Raw genomic sequence first — 18,006 nt, forward strand, 5'->3', positions numbered from 1 at the left:
AAACATCGAATGACAGGATCAGGAAACATCGCCCGACGTTGCCCATACACCCCAGTCTTCCAGCGCTCACTCCTTTCCGACCAAAAAATTCCCACTCTCTGGCAGACCCTTGGCGCCACCACAGTGGCCTGCCACTCGCTAATCGCGTCGCTGCCTTACGCAGGCGCGGTCTCTGCACTTCGTCTTCAAATCTGCGTCAGTCCGCAGCGACGTCCCCGTCCTGAATGCCGCCGGCCTGTGTAGGCGCCAAGCCATCGGCTGCATACATCTGACCGACCTCGGCAAGCAACGCCTCGTCGCGCGCAATCATCTTCGGCACATGCGTGCGTAAGAACTCGACCCACGTCCGCGTCTTCGCATCGATAAACTTGCGTGACGGATATAGCGCGTAAACATTCGTCTTCTGCAGCGTATATTCGGGCAACACGCGGATTAACGTCCCCTCACGTAACCCGGCAATCGCCGCGTAGAGAGGCACCATACCAATGCCCATTCCTTCGTGAATTGCGACGATCAGCGATTCCGCGATATTCACGTGCACGGGGCCGTTCACTTCCATCACCTCGCTGCCGTGCGGACCGTCGAGCACCCATTCGTGAGGTGGAAATGCAGGCGTGTGCAGAATCAAACACTCGTGATGCGCCAGATCGCAGGGCTGTTGCGGTGTGCCATGAGCGTGCACGTACGTAGGCGATGCACACAAGATGCTGAACGTTGTACCGAGCGGGAGCGACACGAGATCCGAATTGGGCAAAGTCGAGGCGCTGATCACGGCGACGTCGGCACTCCCTTCGAATAGGTCAGGCATCCGCTGCGATAACGTCAGCTCGACGGTCACTTCAGGATAAAGCGCGCGATACCGGGAAATAGCCGGCAGCACGTAATGCTGGCCGATGCTGGCGAAGCTGTGCATGCGCAACGCGCCGCTGGGACGTTCGTGGGCACAGCTTGCTTCTTCTTCCGCGGTGTCGACATCTGCAAGGATTTGCTGAGATCGCTTCAGGTAACGCTCGCCCGCTGTGGTCAGCGCGAGTCGCCGCGTCGACCGGTTCAGCAGGCGCGTACGCAGATGAGCTTCGAGTTCTGAGACGGCGCGAGACATCGCGCCTGTCGTCGAGTTGAGCGACTGCGCGGCGGCGGTAAAACTACCAGCCTCGACCACGCGCACGAACACTCGCATATTTTGTAACGTATCCATCGATCCTTCTATTTCACGGCCGAAGCCGTATTGTCCGCCTGTCCCGCAAGCTCATTGTTGCTCGTTCTGGAAGGGACGTTCCGCGGCCGTCCTATTAATACACGCCGCACATGCTCCTACAATCGGCGCCTTGCCTGCCGGTGTGCGCAGCAGCGTTCACTGGTGCTTCTATCAGCGACAAACGGGGCGCGCAGCTTTCTGATGAAACGCCAACATGCGATCAAACCGACGGCGGATGCCCGCCGACAGTGGAGCGTCACGTTGCTGCCCCTCAATCCGGCCATTCGCGACTGGGCGAACAGCGACGGCCTGATCTGGCTGCATCTGCTGAAAACGGTTAGCGCGGGTCTGTTGGCGTTGGGTATTGCGATGTTGCTGGATCTCCAGCAGCCGCGCATCGCGATGACTACGGTGTTCGTGCTGATGCAGCCATTCAGCGGCATGGTGCTCGCCAAGAGTTTCTATCGGATTCTGGGCACCGCCGTTGGCACGGTCGCGGCCTTGGCCATTGGCGCGTTGTTTGTCCAGCAACCCGAGTTGTACATGCTCGGCATGATCGGCTGGGTAAGCGCCTGTATCGCAGCAGCGGTCCGATATCGGCATTTCAGATGGTACGGTTTTGTGCTGGCAGGTTATACGGCTGCCCTGATCGGCATTCCAAATGTCACGACGCCTCACGACCTGTTTCTGGCGGCGCTCACACGCGCGGCGGAAGTAGCGGTCGGCATCGTGTGCTCGAGCGCGGTGAGTGCGCTGGTTGTGCCGCAGCGTTCCAGCCTTGCATTGCGGCGCGCGCTCCACATTCGATATATCAATTTTACTGCGTTCGCTGCCGAGGTGCTGGGTCGTGGCATCGAGCGCGGCCAGTTTGAACGGCGCTTTGCGGATCTCGTCGACGAGATCGTCGGCTTTGAAGCGACGCGGACATTTGCTGCTTTCGAAGATCCGGCCATGCGTTCCCGCAGCCAGCATCTCGGCCGTCTGAACGGCGAATTCATGGACGCGTGCGCGCGGCTGCATGCGCTGCATCAGTTGCTCAAACGTCTGCGCGTGAACGGCCCGAGCCGAATAGTCGATGCCATTGCGCCGTACTTCCATGAGCTGTCGGTGTTGCTGGCATCAACGCAGGAAGCAAACGCAAACGCGGACGCTGCGCGCGTGGCCGCCGGTCTACGGCTCTTCCAGGCGAGCTTGCCACGGCGCGTGCGCGAAACGAGATGGCCGCTGGAAGCCGCACCCGCTGAATCGCTGGCGGATTTCGATACGGCTGCGGAGCTGCTATATCGTTTTGTCGACGAATGGATCCGTTACTCCGAGACTTACGCATCGTTGGCGCGGCGCAAGCCAGGCGCCGGGCAGCGCACGCCCGGCGGCTATGTGAGCAGGACGAACGGCTTTGTGGTCGCATTTACCTTTGCCAGGTCGGCAGTGGTCATGGCGATCGCCGGCTGGTTCTGGATCGCCACCGACTGGCCCAGCGGCGGTCTGGCGGTGATCGGCGCGGCGCTTGCCTGCGCGTTGACGTCGACCGCACCGAACGCATCGAAAATGGCCGTGCAGATGGCAGTCGGAGCGGTGCTGGCGACCATGACCGGCTACCTTTTCACGTGCTACGTCTATCCGAACATCGACGGTTTTCCGCTGCTTTGCGCCACGCTTACCCCGGTGCTTGCATTCGGCGCTTTCGTCGCATCGCGCAAGCTCACAGCAGGATATGGCATCGGCTTTTCGGTGTTCTTCTGCCTGCTCGCCGGCCCAGACAACGTCGTCACGTATGCGCCCGATCTGTTGATCAACAACGGCATAGCGATCACGGCCTCGCTCCTGCTCGCGGCGATCGCGTTTGCGGTGGTTTTTCCAGCGGATATGCCGTGGCTCACCGAGAGAATCAAGGGCGATTTACGCGCGCAAGTTGTGTCCGCATGCAAGGACGAACTGCCAGGCCTTAATCAGCGCTTTCAGTCGAGCACCCACGATCTGACGTCGCAGTTGCGCATGCTGCTGACGCGGCGCTCTCGCCGCCGCCGCGATGCCTTGCGCTGGATGCTCGTCACGCTCGAAGTAGGACACGCCGTGATCGACCTGCGCAATGAAGCGGCGCGTGCCAGCTACGCGCAAGCGCTTCATGCATGCTGGGCCAGCAGCCTCGCCCAGATCGAAGGCGACCTCGCGCGGCTCTTCACGCGTCCCAATTCGCATGCTCTCGAGCGGGCCCTCATTTCGGTGCGCTCGGCCACCTGGGTCGCTCAGGACGTCCTGAAAACCGTTCATGCCGACCGCGACAGGCGGCATGACCTGCAGCGCATCCTCAGTTGTCTGCACTTCATCCGCACGGCGTTGCTGGATAAAGACGCGCCTTTCAACGCGCGCTGACCCATGCGCGCTAGATCGGCCGCTCGCCCCGATCCTTCTGCCAGATGGAAAGATCACTTCCGTCCAGCCCGGTTTATCGATGTAGGTGGCAGTCATATAGTTTCACCACTGCCACGCAATTCCCTCAAAGGGAGTTCCTGCGGGACGGAATCGTAAGTATTGGAGAACGAAATGAATGTGTTGAAGATTGCCTTGATTGCCTGCTCTTTGTCCGTTGTTGTCGCTCATGCACAGACCGCACCGGCTGCCCCGGAACAACAGGTCGCGCAAGCGAATGCGCCGCGCGCCAACCATGTTGTCGAGCAAAATCGCGTCACTGTACCGAAGGCCAAGGCCGAAGAATGCGTCGGGCCCGTGAGCTTCTGCAATATCTACTTCGGCAGCTAAACAGCGCCACGAGCAACATCAGCAGTACCGCAAGATCTGTCGCGAGAATTTTTCACGCGACGAACCACCTGGCCGCGACGCCGTCCCATCGAGACGCCGCGGCTGGTGCGACAATCTGGCTACTGAGCGAAGCACACCGTAGACGTGCGCACCGGTAGACTGGACTGGTGACTATGGAGAGACTCAGTCATGTATCAAGACCGGATTCGTTGCTCCGCGCTATGCGGGAAAATCACGTCAGCCGCCGAGGCTGCGCTTCTGATTCAGGACGGCATGCACGTCGGCGCCAGCGGATTTACGCGCGCGGGCGACGCCAAGGCCGTCCCTGTCGCACTCGCCGAGCGGGTTCGTCAGGAAGGCAAGCCGCTGCAAATTACGTTGATGACCGGCGCATCGCTTGGCCATGACGTGGATCGCATGCTCACCGAGGCGCATGTGTTAGCGCGCCGCTTGCCGTTTCAGGTCGACAAGACTTTGCGCGATGCGATCAATCGCGGCGAAGTCATGTTCGTCGACCAGCATTTGTCCGAGACCGTCGAGATGCTGCGTGCAAATCAACTCGGCAAACTCGACATCGCCATTATCGAAGCCACCGCGATCACCGAAACCGGTGGCATCGTGCCGACAACCTCAGTCGGTAACTCGGCCAGTTTCGCGATCCTCGCCGACAAGGTCATCGTCGAAATCAATCTCGCACAGCCGCTCGCTCTCGAAGGGCTGCACGACATCTGGATTCCGGGCCGCAGGCCGAATCGCGAACCGCTGCCGATCGTGCGTCCGCAAGACCGTGTCGGCGCGCAGGCCATCGAGATTCCGCTCGACAAAATCGCGGCGATCGTGATTACCGACAAGGCGGATAGTCCGTCCACGGTGCTGCCCGCGGATCCGGAAACGGAACTGATCGCCGGCCATCTGATCGAGTTTTTCGAGCACGAAGTGTCGCGCGGGCGCATGCCCCGACACTTGCCGCCGTTGCAGGCGGGCATCGGCACGATTGCCAATGCGGTGCTGGCCGGCTTCGTCGATTCGCCCTTCGGCGCGTTCGAGATTTACTCAGAAGTACTGCAGGATTCGACCTTCGATCTGATGGACGCCGGCAAGGTGACGTTCGCCTCGGGTGCGTCGATCACGTTGTCGGCCGCGCGTCAGGCGCAGGTGTTCGGCGAACTCGAGCGCTATCGCGATCGTCTGGTGCTGCGTCCGCAGGAGGTCAGCAACCATCCTGAAGTGATTCGCCGGCTTGGTTTGATCGCGTTGAATACTGCATTGGAGTTCGACATCTACGGCAATGTGAATTCCACCCACGTGGGCGGCACGCACATGATGAACGGCATCGGCGGTTCGGGCGATTTTGCGCGCAATGCATCATGCGCGATCTTCGCGACAAAGTCGATGGCGAAGGGCGGCCGCATTTCAAGTGTCGTGCCGATGGTCCCGCACTGCGATCACAACGAACACGACGTGGACGTGGTCGTCACGGAGCAGGGTCTGGCCGACCTGCGCGGTCTCGCGCCACGAGAGCGCGCCATGTTGATCATCGAGAACTGCGCGCACCCGCTCTATCGCGATCTGCTTCGCGACTACTATCGGGACGCTTTGCAATGGGGTGGGCAAACGCCGCATCAGTTGGACCAGGCTTTCGCCTGGCATATGCGACTGCGTGACACCGGCTCGATGTTGCCGGCAGTGCAAGCGCTTTTCTAACTTCAGGTGAAACCGGCGTCAGGTGGTATTGACCCCCGACGCCGTAAGACATCAGGTGCTGCGCTCAGGTACCGCGCCGGACAAGCCGGATAAGAAACAGCAGAATGACGGCGCCGATCACAGCAGTGATGATCGAACCGATCCAGCCGCCGCCGAGCGAAATGTGCAGCACGCCGGCAAGCCAGCCGCCGATGAACGCACCGACAATCCCGACAATGATGTCGACGATCAGACCGAAGCCGCCGCCCTTGACAAGCACGCCAGCCAGCCAGCCGGCGATCGCGCCGATGATGAGCCATGCAATGATGCCGTGTTCCATAATCGAGACTCCATGGTTGAGTGTGAAAAATTCACGGTGACAGAGCTTAGTCGAAGGTTATGGGACAGTCCATATTCAGGACGCGGAATTAACATTGTCTAAATCTATTGCAAGCTAAGTGTAGACGATGCGCGCGAAGATGGGGGAGCTTGAGCGCGATGACTCACTCCGGCGTCGGCTCCGCTTCTCTTGCGGTCCAGCTGACGCTCGATACGCTCTTTTCCATGCTGATGCGGCTTGCCATCTGTTCCAGCTTCGGCTGATCTTTCGGATGCAGCTTCAAGGTTGCCGTAACGCGGATGCGTCCCGTATCACCTTCCACGTCTTCGCTCGTCAGGCTTTGGAACGACAGCGGTGTCGAATACATCGAGTTGGATACCGCGGTACGAATGTGGATCTCGTCAGCCTCGCGGCATACGATCGTCAGCACGTATTCACGCACGAGATCGGCGTTTGAAACGGGGGTCGCGTTGATCATCCGGCTCACTTCACGCAGCACCGTATTGGTCAACAGCACGACGGCGGTGCCGGCGAGTGCCGGTCCGTAATGGCCTGCACCGCACAGTACGCCGACCGCCGCCGAGCACCACAAGGTCGCGGCGGTGTTGATCCCCTGGATGGAGCCCTTGTCGCGCATGATCACGCCGCCGCCGAGAAAGCCGACGCCGGATACGACATACGCGGCAATCTGCGTGATGCCAGATGTGCCATTTCCGGTGAGCACGCCGAGCGTGACGAACAGACACGCGCCGCTCGCGACCAGCGTGATGGTGCGCAGGCCTGCGTTGCGCTGGCGCATCTGCCGTTCGAGGCCGATCGCGACGCCGCAGCTGAAGGCGGCAAAGAGCCGCCAGACGAATTCAATTGTCATCGATAAGAAAGGTTAAGGCGTGTGTTCGCACAGTGTGAACCCTGCGCGTGACAGCGCCACGTGTCCGAAGGTGGAGCGCGGGCGCGGTCGGGCGTGACGAGGCAAGCGAGCCGGGGCTCGCGCGCTGGAAGTCACTCAGCATCCGCAAGGCATCGAGCCATGCGGCACTTCACGGGTAGTACGAGGATATAAACGAGGTGCACCGTCGGGCCTGAAGGCAAGACGGCGACAGGCAAAGGCTGGCGCGGAAATCTTGCCGATCAGGCGATCGGGCGAATCGAAACTCGACGGGTGCGACTGCTACTGTCCAAGATCGTGATTCCGGTTAAATGAATTGGGCGAATTTTAGGCGGCTCTGCAAAGTTAAGTCAAGGCGGGGATGAAGCAGGGCGGCGGAAACCACAGGCCGATGCTTGCGGAATTTCCCACGGCAGGCTCAGTATTTTCCTCGCATAAATACGGACTCCGAATATTGACGATGTTCATCCCGGAAAACACACTGTTCGCACACTTTGAAACATGTTGTCCGGTTTGGCGCTCGATTCGCGTTTCACTTCTCACGGTTTCGTCTGGAAATCGTTCGGTTGTCCTGGCGCTCTTCCAGGCGCATCCGATCCGCACAACATCGTCTCTTTTCCGCTGTTCACCCCAATTGAGGAATGTATGAAAAATAAAGCCCTTGGCATCATTGCCGGTGCATTGATTGCTGCTGCTCCGCTCGCGTCGTTTGCCGCCGGTCTGCCCGCCCCGTTTGAAGGCAGCAGCACGCTGCAGGCAGAGGGTGTGGTGAAGTTTGTCGATCAGGCTAAACATTCGGTGACCGTGCTCGACGCACAGGGCGGCGAAGCTTCATTCAACATCACTGAGACGGGCAACCTGGCGCAGATCAAGCAGGGTGGCAAGGTCCACATCCGGATGATGCGCAACGCCATGGTCAGCGTTACGCGCGGTGCCGACGGCCACACGGGTGCTCAAGCGGTACAGCAGAACACCGTGCAGAACGTGAGCGCCGAAGTTCAGGCGATCGACCACGCTTCCGGAATCATGGCCCTGAAGAGCCCGAATGGCGCGGTGTTTCATATTCAGGGACGCGAGCCGGCAAAGGTCGCCGGTGTGACGCCGGGTATGCAAGTGTCGGTGGCGTACGCACCGCAAGTCAGCGTGGCCGTGGCGCCCGCGCAGTAATCACAGTAACGCTCATCAACTGAAGCGGCGCGTCAGCGCCGTAGCGCGAAGGTCCTTTATGAACCTTCGCCCTTTTTATTGCGCAATCCAATCTGACATCGGCGCGGCGCGATTGGGATCCGGTTCGACGCTTCAGTCGGGCTCGCCGGGCACGAGACGCAATCGCGTGATTTCCGAAGGAGCGCCCAGGCGCTTCGGCGGCCCCCAATAGCCCGTGCCGCGACTCGTGTAGACCCATAAGCCATTCAATCGCGCGAGACCTGCCGTGAACGGTTGCTGAAGGCGCACAAAGAAATTCCACGGGAAGAACTGGCCGCCATGCGTGTGGCCGGACAGTTGCAGCGTGAATCCCGCTGCGGCTGCTGCTTCCGCTGAGCGCGGCTGGTGCGCGAGCAGGACTTTGATCAGCACGTCGCCAGGCGCGCCGGCGAGGGCCGCGACGGGGTCGCTGCGATGCAACGGGTCATGATGGCCTGCCGAAAAATCGGTTACGCCGGCGATCACCGCGCGCGCGCCGTCATGTTCCACCACCACATGCTCGTTGAGCAGAACGGTCAACCCTAGGCGCCGGAACTCATCGATCCACGCGTTCGCGCCGGCGTAATACTCGTGGTTGCCGGTCACGAGAAATGCGCCGTGACGCGCGCTGAGCCGCGACAGCGGCTGCGTGTGCTTCGTCAGTTGCGGCACGCTGCCGTCCACCACATCGCCGGTGACAGCAATCAGATCCGGCTTCAGCCGATTCACCGCGTCGACGATTGCGTCCACATAACGGCCTTTGATAGTTGGGCCGACGTGGATATCGCTGATCTGGACGATGGTGAAGCCGTCGAGCGCCGCCGGCAAATCGTCGATTGGTATGTCGATCGTCACGACCTTGGCGCGGCGCCGTGCGTTGAACAGGCCGACGAGTGTCGAGAGCAGCGCAAGCAACGGTACCGCTGCCGCTGAGCCGGTGCGCCAGTGCGCGATGGCAATCGTGTTCGGCCAGATTGCATCGACGGTGAGCAGCGAAGCGAGCGCCAGATCGCGCGCGAAAGTCAGGACCAGCAGCGACGAGAAGAAACCCATCGCCAGCAGGCCGACCCACGCGAGCCTGTCGCTGAGCGGTTGCTGCTTGATGGTGCGCGCCAGCATGCCGAGCGGAATCAGAAAGATCGACAGCACCAGCCACAACGCACACGCCCATCGGGCGGCGTCACTAATCGGCATGTCGGGAAGCAGACGAAAGCCGACGTAGATATGCAGCAGGATGCCAATCAGGATGAAGCGAACAAGAAACGATGTGCGGCGCATAGAGAGGATAGAGGCGGGAAGGGGCCGGCTCGAGTGAAAAGACGGCGGCGGCTCGCCAACAGCAACCCTGAAATAGCCGACGAGCCGGACCATTCTACCGAGATGTGCAACCCCGTGCCGACGGCACCAAATTGGCTCACACCGGCTTGCCGAACACGTGCAGGTTTGGCGCGGCAGGCGGGTGTCGCATCGCAGCAATTCGCCCGTCGCCCGCAGCCCGGCGGAATTGCCGTGGCAGGCTAATTAAATGGGCTTTGAATTGTGTTCCGCGTGGACTATTCTCAAATAGAACCCGCTTGGCTGAAGGTCGTTGCGGCCTTGCGATGGTTCGCGAAGGTTCGTTTTGTCGCCGGTAAAGGGCGAGGCAGGAGACGCATCATGAAACTGCTTGGATCGGGCAATCACGTACGCCACCAACATCACGCGCATCACGTCGGACGAGAGGGCAGCCACGTGATGCTGCCGCTGGTGGGCATATCGCTGATGGCGCTCGCCTTGTACTTCGGCGTGCGCGACATCGACTTCTCCGAGCTGGGCAAAAACACGTTATTCGACGTGGTGATGGTATGCGTTGCGCTTGGCATCGCAGGGCTGTTCGGCGTCGTCGGCGCGTGGTTGCGTTCCAATGGCGATGACGCCGACGAAGGCTTCTGTTTTATCGGTGCGCTGATCGGCGCGGTGGTGTTCTACGTGGCGCTCTTCAGATAAACGCACCGGCGGCCGTTGGGCCTGTCAGACGATCTGGGCCGCTTCGTCGAAGGAGAAGCGCGGGCTGCGCGGGAATAGCTTCGACGGGTCACCGTAGCCCAGATTGATCAGGAAGTTGGACCTCACGCTCGTGCCGGCGAAGAAGGCCTCGTCGACCTTGGCGGCGTCGAAGCCCGACATCGCGCCAGTGTCCAGACCGAGCGCGCGGGCTGCGAGAATCAGATAGCCGCCTTGCAGCGTCGAGTTGCGAAAAGCCGTATCCGCGATCGCCTTGTCGTTACCGGCGAACCAGCTACGCGCGTCGGCATGCGGGAACAGTTTCGGCAGATGCTCGTAAAACGCCATGTCCATCCCCACGATCACGGTGACGGGCGCCGCCATCGTTTTCTCAAGATTACCCGCCGACAGGGCCGGACGCAGCTTCTCCTTGCCTTCGGGCGTTTTCACGTAAACGAAGCGGCCGGGGCTCGAATTGGCCGAGGTCGGCCCGAGCAGCACGAGCTGGGTGAGTTGCCTGAGTACAGCGTCGTCGACCGGTTTGGCCTGCCAGCCGTTATGTGTGCGCGCTTCGCGAAACAGCTGATCGAGCGCCTGATCGGAAAGAATCATGGTGGGGGTCCTTTGCAGTAGCAGAGAAAAAAAGCAGGATGAAAGCGCAAACCATTGGCGTGAGCGACATCGTCGTTGCCGCCATAATAGCCAGGGTTCTCAATCGCGCATGTATCGCGCGCGCAATCGCATTCAGGCAATCTCATGGCGGACCTTTTCGATGACCTTCCGGCGCCCGACGTGGACTGGTATCCCGAGTGGCTCGCGCCCGGGGCCGCAGCGCGTGCTTTAACGCAACTCATCGACGAAGTCGAATGGCGTCAGGACATGATGGGTACGCCTGCCGGCCGCGTGCCGCTGCCGCGGCTGACTGCCTGGCAGGGCGAGCCGGACGCGGTCTACGTCTACTCCGGAATTCGCAATCTGCCGCAATCGTGGACCCCGACTGTCGCCGAACTGCGTGCCGCTGCCGAGGCAGCTTGCCACGCGCGCTTCAATAGCGTGCTGATCAACCGCTATCGCAGTGGCACCGACAGCATGGGGTGGCATGCCGACCGCGAGCCCGAACTCGGCGCTCGGCCAGTGATTGCGTCGATCAGTCTGGGCGTGGCGCGCACCTTCGATTTGCGGCACAACAAGACCGGCGTCGTGCAGTCGTTTTCGCTGAAGGGCGGCAGCTTGCTGGTGATGAAGGGGGACACGCAGGCCGACTGGCGGCATCGCGTGCCGAAGGAGCCGCGGGTGGCCGGAGAGCGAATCAATCTGACGTTCCGGTGGGTGACGCCGCGAAGCCCCATCGAGCAAGCACATAAGCACGTAAGCACCTAAGAAGCGCGCCCAACGTCGCGCTCCAACGCCGTTCGTGCCCCGGCGAACCCCACCGCATTGCCCACGCCCACTGCACAGTCGATACCGCCCGCGATACCGAAATTGGTATCGCCGACGCGAATCATATGATTGGACGGTTAACGCCCCAGACACTACGCTACATCACGATCCACGCACCGTGAGGGCTGCAACGCTGGGCGGCTTCGATGGATCGCCTACACAACAACGATCAGGAGACAGTCATGGCGAATACACGACGCGCCGCATGTCGTGCGTTGGGCGCGCTCGCGCTTTGCTCGAGCATCGGCGCTCTGGCGCTGACAACGCCGGGTGCCTACGCGCAGGACAAACAGATCACGCTCGGCTTCGCCCAGGTCGGCGCCGAAAGTGCATGGCGAACCGCCAACACCGAGTCGGTGAAATCAGCGGCGGCGGACGCGAAGATCAAGCTCAAATTCTCCGACGCCCAGCAAAAGCAGGAAAACCAGATCAAGGCGATCCGCTCCTACATCGCGCAGAAAGTCGATGTGATCGCATTCTCTCCGGTCGTCGAATCCGGCTGGGAGCCGGTACTGCGCGAAGCTAAAGCCGCAAAGATTCCCGTGATCCTGACCGACCGTAACATCGACGTGAAAGACACGTCGTTGTACGTGACGATGATCGGCTCGGACTTCATGGAAGAGGGCCGGCGCGGAGGTCATTGGCTGGCAGATCACTACAAGAGCGATCCAGGTCCCATCAACATCGCGGAACTTCAGGGAACGGTCGGCTCGGCGCCTGCCAACGACCGGCATTCCGGCCTGATCGAAGTGATCAAAAACGATCCGAAATTCAAGATCATTGCGTCGCAAAGCGGCGACTTCACGCTTGCCGGCGGCAAGCAGGTGATGGAAGCGTTTATAAAAACTTATGGAAATAAAATAAATGTAGTTTATGCGCATAACGACGATATGGCGCTCGGCGCCATCCAGGCGATGGAAGAGGCCGGCATGCATCCGGGCAAGGACATCACCGTCGTTTCGTTCGACGCGACCAAGGGCGGCTTCCAGGCGATGGCCGCGGGCAAGATGAACGTCGACGTGGAATGCAGCCCGTTGCTGGGACCGCAACTGATGTCGGCGGTCAAGGACGTCGTGGCCGGCAAGCCGTTGCCCAAGCGCATCCTGACGGAAGAGACCGTCTTCCCGATGAGCGTCGCGGCGCAGACTCTGCCGACGCGCAAGTATTAAAGCGGACGGTATTGACGCCCAGTCTGGTGGCTAACTGATTAGCTATCCATACAATGGTCGCAGGATAAAAGCAGGACGGACAGATCGCAGGGTTTCTCCAGTGGTGCCTGACCGCCCGGCTGCTTCGGCAGCGGGCGGTCTCTTTTCCGCTGACTCAGGTCGCGCCCAACCTGGCCCGCCTGTGCCCACCCGACCAACGCACCGCCGATTGAGCGAGGTCTATGACGCATCCCGCTTCTGAACCGAATCCACCGGCCGCCGGCGCTCAGTCCAACGGCGCCATCACAGGCGACGCTCGCGCCGGCGCCTCGAGTGCCCTCGAGCCCATTCTGGCCACTGCCGGTGTCAGCAAGACGTTCCCGGGCGTGAAGGCGCTGCAGCGAGTCGACTTCCGCCTGTTTCCCGGTGAAATCCACACGCTGATGGGGCAGAACGGCGCAGGCAAATCCACCCTGATCAACGTGCTGACCGGCGTGGTCGCGCCCGACGCCGGCACGATCCGCCTGGCCGGCGAGATCGTGGCGTTCGCTTCGCCGCAGGAGGCGGAAGCGGCCGGCGTGCGCACGCTGTATCAGGAAGTGAACCTATGCCCGAACCTCTCGGTGGCGGAGAACATCTTCGCGGGGCGGCAGCCAAAGCGGTTTGGCGCGATCGATTGGCCCGACATCAAGCGCCGCGCGCAGGCCGCGCTTCTTCGTCTCGACGTGACACTCGACGTCACCCGTTCGCTCGACGCCTATCCGATCGCCGTGCAGCAGATGGTGGCGATCGCCAGAGCGTTGTCGGTGGACGCACGCGTACTGATCCTCGACGAGCCGACCTCGAGCCTCGACGACGGAGAGGTTGCCCAGCTTTTCAAAATACTTCGCCATCTTAAGCAATCGGGTATCGCCATTCTGTTTGTCACGCATTTTATCGAGCAGACGTATGCGATTTCCGATCGCATCACGGTGATGCGCAACGGCGAACGTGAGGGCGAATACCTCGCGCGCGATCTGCCGGCCGATCAACTGGTCGCGAAGATGGTCGGTCACGAGCGCATGAGCGCGCGCTTGCGCGAAGCGGCGCATGACGGGCACACCACGCACGAAGGACCGCAGAGCAAGCAGTCCGTTCAACCGTTCGTCGAACTGCGCGGCGTCGGACGGCGCGGCACGCTGCAGCCGATTGACCTCGACGTGCAGCCGGGCCAGATCCTGGGCCTTGCTGGCCTGCTGGGCTCGGGCCGCACGGAGACCGCGCGGTTGCTGTTCGGCGCGGACCGCGCCGACAGCGGCACCATCCTGGTCGAAGGCCGGCCTGTGCGGCTGCGTTCACCGCGGGATGCCGTGCGCCACGGCATCGGCTACTGCGCGGAGGACCGCAAGAAAGAGGGCATCGTCGCCGAACTGTCGATTCGCGAGAACATTCTGCTGGCGTTGCAGGCGCGGCGCGGCTGGTGGCGCAAGATCAAACGGCATCGCGCGCATGAAATCGCGGACATGTGGATCGAGCGCCTCGGCATCAAGGCGACGGACGCCGAACAGCCGATCGGGCTGCTCTCCGGCGGCAATCAGCAAAAGGCGTTGCTGGCGCGCTGGCTCGCCACCGATCCCAAACTGCTGATTCTCGACGAACCCACCCGCGGCATCGACGTCGCCGCCAAGTTCGACATCATGGACCGCCTGCTGGCGCTGTGTGCGAACGGTTTGAGCATCCTGTTCATTTCGTCCGAGATCAGTGAGGTGCTGCGCGTCAGTCATCGCGTGGCGGTGCTGCGCGACCGCCGCAAGATCGCTGAAGTGGCCGGCAAGGCTTCGAACGAAGACAACATCTATCGACTCATCGCGGGGAGCGGCGAATGAAGCTATCGAACTGGTTCGCGCGCGATGGCGCGGAGCGTCCGCTGATCTGGCCGTGCGTCACGCTGGTGCTGTTGTGCGTCCTGAACCTGTGGGTGAATCCGCATTTTCTTTCTTTAAGGATGCTCGATGGCCATCTGTTCGGCGCGCCGATCGACGTCCTGAATCGCGCGGCGCCGCTGGTACTGGTCGCCACCGGCATGACACTGGTGATCGCGACACGCGGCATCGATATTTCGGTTGGCGCGGTCGTGGCGATTGCCGGAGCCGCGGCAGCCACGATACTCGCGACGCAACCCGTGCCGAGCGCCGGATTGATCGCACAGGCGCTGATTGCGGCGCTGATCGTCGGCGTGTTGAGCGGCATGTGGAATGGGCTGCTGGTGTCGTTCGTCGGCATGCAGCCGATCATCGCGACGTTGATCCTGATGGTCGCCGGCCGGGGCATCGCGCAATTGTTGACGGCGGGGCAGATCATTCCAATCGGCGCAGCGGGCTATCTGTTCGTCGGCGGCGGCTATTGGCTTGGCGTGCCGTGCTCTGTGTGGATCGCGAGCGTGGCCGTGCTGGCCACCGCGGTGCTCGTCGAAGGCACGGCGCTCGGTCTCTTCATTCGCGCGATCGGTGTCAATCCGGTGGCGACGCGCCTCGTCGGCCTGCGCTCGAAAGCGCTGGTATTCGCGGTGTACGGCTTCTCGGGATTGACTGCCGCGATGGCGGGCATCCTTATCAGCTCGAACGTGCGCAGCGCGGATGGCAATAACGCGGGCCTGCTGCTCGAACTCGATGCGATTCTGGCGGTGACGCTCGGCGGCACGTCGCTGCTCGGCGGCCGTTTCAGTCTGACCGGCACCGTGCTGGGCGCGCTGATCATCCAGACGCTCACCTACACGACCTATTCGATCGGCGTACCGCCGGAAGCGACGCTGCTCGTCAAGGCGGCCGTGGTGCTTGCGGTGAGCGTGATCCAGTCGCCCTCGGCGCGCGCGCTCGCCATGTCGCTCTTCACGCAGCGCGGGGTGGCGCGATGAGACGACTCCTCGAAGCCTGGGCCCATATCGTCGATCCGCGCACGCTGCCGATCGCCGTCACCGTCCTGTTGTTTTGCGCGCTGTTCGGTTTCGGCTCGGTGATGTACACCGGTTTTTTCTCGTGGCAAGTGCTGCTCGATCTGCTGGTGGACAACGCCTTCCTGCTGATCGTCGCGATCGGTATGACGTTCGTGATCGTGTCCGGCGGGATCGATCTGTCGGTGGGCTCGGTGGTGGCGCTGACCACCATTGTCGAAGCGGTGCTGTCCGAACATCTGCATTGGCCGGTCTGGCTGATCCTGCCGATCGTGTTGCTGATGGGCACGGTGTTCGGCGCGGTACAGGGCGCGCTGATTCATTTCTTCCGTTTGCAGGCGTTCATCGTCACGCTGGCCGGCATGTTCTTCGCGCGTGGCTTGTGCTTTCTGATCACGACGCAGTCGATCACCATCAACGATCCGACGTTCCAGAAGATTTCCGCGTTCCGCCTCAACATTGGCGTCGGTTCGGTGACGGCCAATGTGTTGATCGCCCTCGTCACGCTTGTCGCGGCCATCTACGTGGCGCACTTCACCCGCTTTGGCCGCAATGTCTATGCGGTCGGCGGCAATCCGCGCTCGGCGTTGCTGATGGGCTTGCCGGTCGCGCGTACACGGATCGGCGTGTATGCGCTGAGCGGGTTCTGTTCGGCGCTCGGTGGCGCAGTGTTCACGTTCTATGTGCTATCGGGATATGGCTTGCAAGGGCAGGGCATGGAACTCGATGCGATCGCGGCGACCGTGATCGGCGGTACCTTGCTGACGGGCGGTGTCGGCTATGTGATCGGCTCGCTGTTCGGCGTCGGCATTCTCGGCACGATCCAGGCGTTGATTACTTTCGACGGCACGCTCAGTTCGTGGTGGACCCGCATCGTGATCGGCGCGTTGCTGTGCGCGTTCTGTCTGCTGCAACGGCTGATCGAGCGGCATGCGAAATCGGTGCGGCGTCCCGGTGGCCCAGGTGCTGTCGTGACGCCGGGCCGCGAGCGCGGGCGGGGCGACACGGCAGCGGCGCCCGATTCACATGTCATCGGACGCGCGCCGGAGCAGGCGCTGTAGCGCTTAGGAACGGTGACGCGGCTTAGGCGTCGAGTTCGCGTCCCTTGGTCTCCGGCAACGTCAGCGCGGCAAGGATCACGACACCATATGCCGCGGCGGCGAATACACCGATCGCGTGGCCGAGCGTCATGGTCTGCGAGACGTAGCCGATCAGGAACGGAAACGTCGCGCCGACTGCCCGCCCGATGTTGTAGCAGAAGCCCTGGCCGGAGCCGCGAATGCGGGTTGGAAACAGCTCGGTGAGGAACGCGCCCATCCCCGAGAAAATGCCGGACGCGCAGAAGCCGAGCGGGAAACCGAGCACGAGCATCGAGAAGTTATCCAGCGGCAGTTGCGTATAGATCAACGCGATCGCACACGAAGCCAGCGCGAACGCGATGAAGGCGCGCTTGCGGCCGATTTTGTCGCTGACATAAGCGCCCGTTAGATACCCGCAGTACGAGCCGACGATCACCACGCCCAGATAGCTGCCGGTGCCGATCACGCTCAGATGCCGCTCGGTTTTCAGATAGGTCGGCAGCCACGTGGTCACCGCGTAGTAGCCGCCTTGCACGCCGGTCGCGAGAATCGACGCGCGCAGCGTCGTCCAGAGGATATCGCCACGGAAGATGTCGAGCAGCGACGGGCGCGTGTGTGCGGCGGCCTGCGCTTGTTTCTGCTGCCGATGGACCGCCGGCTCGTCGACGAAGCGGCGGATCCAGATCACGAACGGCGCCGGCGCAATCCCGATGGCGAACAGCACGCGCCACGCGTAATCGGCCGGTACCCATGAAAACACGGCCATGAACAGCAGCGTCGAGACGCCCCAGCCGATCGCCCAGCCTGCCTGCACCAGACCGACCGCCTTGCCGCGGTCACGCGCACGGATGACTTCGCCGATCAGCACCGCGCCGGCCGTCCACTCGCCGCCGAAGCCGAGCCCCATCAGTCCGCGCGCCCACAGCAACTGCGAAAAGTTCTGCGCCAGCGCGCAAGCCAGCGTGAACACCGCGAACCAGAGGATCGTGATCTGCAAGGTCTTCACCCGGCCGATGCGATCGGACAGCACCCCGGCCGCCCAGCCACCGAGCGCCGAACTCAGCAGCGTGACCGTGCCGATCAGACCGGCGTCGCCGCGCGTGATGCCCCATGTCGCAATCAGCGTTGGAATCACGAAGCTCAGAAATTGCGTGTCCATTGCGTCGAGCACGTAGCCGATCTTGCAGCTCCAGAACGCACGCTTCTCGCCGGCGGAACTCTGCCGATACCACGCGAACGGTCCTTTCCCTGTGGCGGGCGCGTCGTAGCAGTCGGCGTCCGCGGTCAATTGCGCTTCGGTTTTCATGGTTGGCTCCGGTCGTAGTCGGCGGCCGCGTCTTGCCGCGCGGCTCGCTGGTTGGGAAAAATAACG

16 protein-coding genes are annotated in these 18,006 nt (G+C 62.0%); 10 read left to right on the forward strand and 6 right to left on the reverse strand.

The window, feature by feature from the left end:
• Positions 1-196: 196 nt before the first annotated feature.
• A complete protein-coding gene (locus tag PQR53_RS19130; RefSeq protein ID WP_408456950.1) occupies positions 197-1,198 on the reverse strand; it encodes a LysR family transcriptional regulator in 1,002 nt (333 codons plus the stop codon).
• A gap of 201 nt (positions 1,199-1,399) precedes the next feature.
• On the opposite strand from PQR53_RS19130, the gene PQR53_RS19135 reads away from it, so the two are divergent.
• From PQR53_RS19135 to scpC, 3 genes are all read left to right on the forward strand, one after another.
• Entirely contained in the window at positions 1,400-3,571 is a 2,172-nt protein-coding gene (locus PQR53_RS19135; protein WP_408456953.1) for an FUSC family protein, read from the forward strand.
• 171 nt (positions 3,572-3,742) lie between these two features.
• On the forward strand, positions 3,743-3,958 hold the full coding sequence (locus tag PQR53_RS19140; RefSeq protein ID WP_408456956.1) for a hypothetical protein: 216 nt from the start codon (positions 3,743-3,745) through the stop codon (positions 3,956-3,958).
• 189 nt (positions 3,959-4,147) lie between these two features.
• Positions 4,148-5,662, forward strand: a complete 1,515-nt coding sequence (scpC, locus tag PQR53_RS19145; protein ID WP_408456959.1) for a succinyl-CoA:acetate CoA-transferase ScpC — start codon at positions 4,148-4,150, stop codon at positions 5,660-5,662.
• Positions 5,663-5,726: 64 nt separating this feature from the next.
• On the opposite strand, the gene PQR53_RS19150 is transcribed toward scpC, so the two are convergent.
• Positions 5,727-5,981: a GlsB/YeaQ/YmgE family stress response membrane protein gene (locus tag PQR53_RS19150; RefSeq protein ID WP_028197420.1), complete on the reverse strand. Its 255-nt coding sequence runs from the start codon at positions 5,979-5,981 to the stop codon at positions 5,727-5,729.
• A 163-nt stretch (positions 5,982-6,144) separates the two neighbouring features.
• Positions 6,145-6,852, reverse strand: coding sequence for an MgtC/SapB family protein (locus PQR53_RS19155; protein ID WP_408456962.1), 708 nt, complete (start codon positions 6,850-6,852; stop codon positions 6,145-6,147).
• Positions 6,853-7,383: 531 nt separating this feature from the next.
• Here PQR53_RS19155 and PQR53_RS19160 point away from each other — a divergent pair.
• Positions 7,384-8,037 carry a hypothetical protein gene (locus PQR53_RS19160; protein ID WP_408456965.1) on the forward strand — a complete coding sequence of 218 codons (654 nt, stop codon included), beginning with the start codon at positions 7,384-7,386 and terminating at the stop codon, positions 8,035-8,037.
• Positions 8,038-8,169: 132 nt separating this feature from the next.
• On the opposite strand, the gene PQR53_RS19165 is transcribed toward PQR53_RS19160, so the two are convergent.
• Positions 8,170-9,333, reverse strand: a complete 1,164-nt coding sequence (locus PQR53_RS19165) for a metallophosphoesterase (protein WP_408456968.1) — start codon at positions 9,331-9,333, stop codon at positions 8,170-8,172.
• Positions 9,334-9,711: 378 nt separating this feature from the next.
• Between PQR53_RS19165 and PQR53_RS19170 the strand changes: the two genes are divergently transcribed.
• Positions 9,712-10,041, forward strand: coding sequence for a hypothetical protein (locus PQR53_RS19170; RefSeq protein WP_408456971.1), 330 nt, complete (start codon positions 9,712-9,714; stop codon positions 10,039-10,041).
• A gap of 24 nt (positions 10,042-10,065) precedes the next feature.
• Here PQR53_RS19170 and PQR53_RS19175 read toward each other — a convergent pair whose 3' ends face one another.
• The gene (locus tag PQR53_RS19175; RefSeq protein WP_408456974.1) at positions 10,066-10,650 is read right to left on the reverse strand and encodes a malonic semialdehyde reductase; all 585 of its coding nucleotides are present in this window, start codon (positions 10,648-10,650) and stop codon (positions 10,066-10,068) included.
• A gap of 144 nt (positions 10,651-10,794) precedes the next feature.
• On the opposite strand from PQR53_RS19175, the gene PQR53_RS19180 reads away from it, so the two are divergent.
• The 5 genes from PQR53_RS19180 (at position 10,795) to yjfF (ending at position 16,616) form a co-directional block, all read left to right on the forward strand.
• Entirely contained in the window at positions 10,795-11,418 is a 624-nt protein-coding gene (locus tag PQR53_RS19180; protein ID WP_408456977.1) for an alpha-ketoglutarate-dependent dioxygenase AlkB family protein, read from the forward strand.
• A 242-nt stretch (positions 11,419-11,660) separates the two neighbouring features.
• A complete protein-coding gene (locus tag PQR53_RS19185; protein WP_408456980.1) occupies positions 11,661-12,647 on the forward strand; it encodes an ABC transporter substrate-binding protein in 987 nt (328 codons plus the stop codon).
• Between the two features lie 221 nt (positions 12,648-12,868).
• A complete protein-coding gene (locus PQR53_RS19190) occupies positions 12,869-14,491 on the forward strand; it encodes a sugar ABC transporter ATP-binding protein (protein ID WP_408456983.1) in 1,623 nt (540 codons plus the stop codon).
• Positions 14,488-15,519, forward strand: coding sequence for an ABC transporter permease (locus tag PQR53_RS19195; RefSeq protein ID WP_408456986.1), 1,032 nt, complete (start codon positions 14,488-14,490; stop codon positions 15,517-15,519). The genes PQR53_RS19190 and PQR53_RS19195 overlap by 4 nt, the downstream gene beginning before the upstream one ends.
• On the forward strand, positions 15,516-16,616 hold the full coding sequence (yjfF, locus tag PQR53_RS19200) for a galactofuranose ABC transporter, permease protein YjfF (RefSeq protein WP_408456989.1): 1,101 nt from the start codon (positions 15,516-15,518) through the stop codon (positions 16,614-16,616). Before PQR53_RS19195 ends, yjfF begins: the two co-directional genes overlap by 4 nt.
• A gap of 22 nt (positions 16,617-16,638) precedes the next feature.
• Here yjfF and PQR53_RS19205 read toward each other — a convergent pair whose 3' ends face one another.
• On the reverse strand, positions 16,639-17,940 hold the full coding sequence (locus tag PQR53_RS19205) for an MFS transporter (protein ID WP_408456992.1): 1,302 nt from the start codon (positions 17,938-17,940) through the stop codon (positions 16,639-16,641).
• Positions 17,941-18,006: the final 66 nt, after the last annotated feature.

The sequence above is a fragment of the Paraburkholderia fungorum genome (genome assembly GCF_046027605.1).
In the GTDB taxonomy this organism is placed as follows: domain Bacteria; phylum Pseudomonadota; class Gammaproteobacteria; order Burkholderiales; family Burkholderiaceae; genus Paraburkholderia; species Paraburkholderia fungorum_F.